Raw genomic sequence first — 1,859 nt, forward strand, 5'->3', positions numbered from 1 at the left:
CTGAAGCAGCTGTGGTCACAGCGGTACCGGTGGTCGTACGGCACGATGCAGGCCCTCTGGAAGCACCGCAGGTCCCTCACGGACCAGGGCCCTTCCGGCCGCTTCGGCCGGGTGGGTATGCCGCTCGTCGTCATCTTCCAGATCATCACGCCCGTCTTCGCCCCGCTGATCGACGTCTTCACCGTCTACTCGATGATCTTCGTCGACTTCAGGGCGGCACTGCTCGCGTGGCTGGCGGTGCTGGGCATCCAGCTGCTCTGTGCGGCGTACGCCTTCCGCCTGGACCGCGAGAAGTACCGCTACCTGCTGATGATGCCGCTGCAACAACTCGCCTACCGCCAGATGATGTACCTCGTCCTCATCCACTCCTGCATCACCGCCCTCACCGGCGGCCGCCTGCGCTGGCAGAAACTGAAGCGGACGGGCGAGGTGGGAACGCCGGCGGGGACGGGCTGAGGTGGGCTCGCATCGCAAGATCGGGCCGACTGCTGCGGCTGCCGCTGTGGGCAGCGGTGCCAGGGACCGCTACTTCGACACCCTCCGCGCCGCCGCCCTCATCCGTGTCGTCACGTACCACGCCTTCGGCTGGCCCTGGGCGGGCATGGTCTTCCCCTCGATGGGGGTCATGTTCGCCCTGGCCGGCACCCTGATGGCGAAGTCCCTGGAACGCCCTGCCCTGACGGTCATCAGGAGCCGCGTCCGAAGGCTGCTCCCGCCCTTCTGGTTCTGGGGCTTCTTCGTGGTCGTCGCGATGCTGATCCATGGCTGGATGCCGGGCTGGCAGATCGTCTACTGGATCGTTCCGCTCGGCGACCCGCCAGGCAACGCGTGGGGCATGCAGGCGTACGAGATCCTCTGGTACCTGCGGACGTACCTCTGGTTCGTCCTCCTCTCCCCGCTTCTGCTGCGGGTCTTCCGGCTCGCGCCGGTGTCCGTGCTGCTGCTGTCCCTCGCCCCCGCCGTGGTGTTCGAGTTCGCTTGGCAGCCGCCCGACGACCGGCTGGGCAGCGCGCTCACCGACCTGGCGACGTACCTCTTCTGCTGGCTCCTCGGCTTCGCGCACCGCGACGGCGTCCTGCAGCGGATGAAACCGGCCGTGGTGGTCGTCCTGTCGCTCGCCGCACTCGGCTACGGTGGCTGGTACGCCGTCACGCACCAGGCCCACTACGGCACCTACGACCTGGACGAGATCCCGCTCGCGCAGGCCTTCTGGTCGGCGGGATTCGTGACGCTGCTGATGTGGGCGAAGTCCCGCTTCCGGATCGACTTCGCGGGGCTCGCCCTCCCCCACTCTCGGCTTCGCTCGAGCGGGGGGACCCCCATCCGACGACTCGACCGGATCGTGACGGTCTTCAACGCGCGCGCGGTGACCATCTACCTGTGGCACGAGATCGCCCTGATCCTCGCCGTCCCGCTGATCGACCAGTTCTGGAAGGTGCCCGCGTTCGAGGCGTACCTGCCGCTGGAGAGCCAGTGGTTCCTGTTCGGCGTGGGGTGGGTGCTGATCGTCGGCTTCGTGCTGCTGTGCGGGTGGGTGGAGGACGTGGCGGCGCGGCGGAAGCCGAGACTCCTCCCGCGAACGCGGGCTGCAAGAATGGGCCCGTGACCCGCGCATCCCTGAACAAGCAGCCGCACGAAGTCGCCTCGATGTTCGACGACGTCGCGGAACGGTACGACCTGACGAACGACGTGCTGTCGCTCGGCCAGGACCGGGTGTGGCGCAGGGAGGTCGCGAAGGCGGTCGACGCCCGGCCCGCGCAGAAGGTCCTGGACCTGGCCGCCGGTACGGCGACCTCCTCGCTGCCCTTCACGCGGGCGGGCGCGTATGTCGTCCCCTGCGACTTCTCCCTCGGCATGCT

2 protein-coding genes and 1 pseudogene are annotated in these 1,859 nt (G+C 68.4%); all 3 read left to right on the plus strand.

Annotated elements, in window-relative coordinates; all coding sequences use genetic code 11:
• Positions 1–456 (plus strand): annotated as a pseudogene (locus ACTWQJ_RS51000) (bi-functional transferase/deacetylase); the annotation flags it as partial.
• Position 457: 1 nt separating this feature from the next.
• The gene (locus ACTWQJ_RS51005; RefSeq protein WP_443313136.1) at positions 458–1,606 is read left to right on the plus strand and encodes an acyltransferase family protein; all 1,149 of its coding nucleotides are present in this window, start codon (positions 458–460) and stop codon (positions 1,604–1,606) included.
• Positions 1,603–1,859, plus strand: a 257-nt coding sequence (locus ACTWQJ_RS51010) for a class I SAM-dependent methyltransferase (RefSeq protein WP_443313137.1), incomplete at its 3' end; no start/stop codon positions are given. The genes ACTWQJ_RS51005 and ACTWQJ_RS51010, both read left to right, overlap by 4 nt.

Origin of the sequence: Streptomyces sp. KR55, from assembly GCF_052245645.1 — a bacterium.
Taxonomy (GTDB): domain Bacteria; phylum Actinomycetota; class Actinomycetes; order Streptomycetales; family Streptomycetaceae; genus Streptomyces; species Streptomyces flavusporus.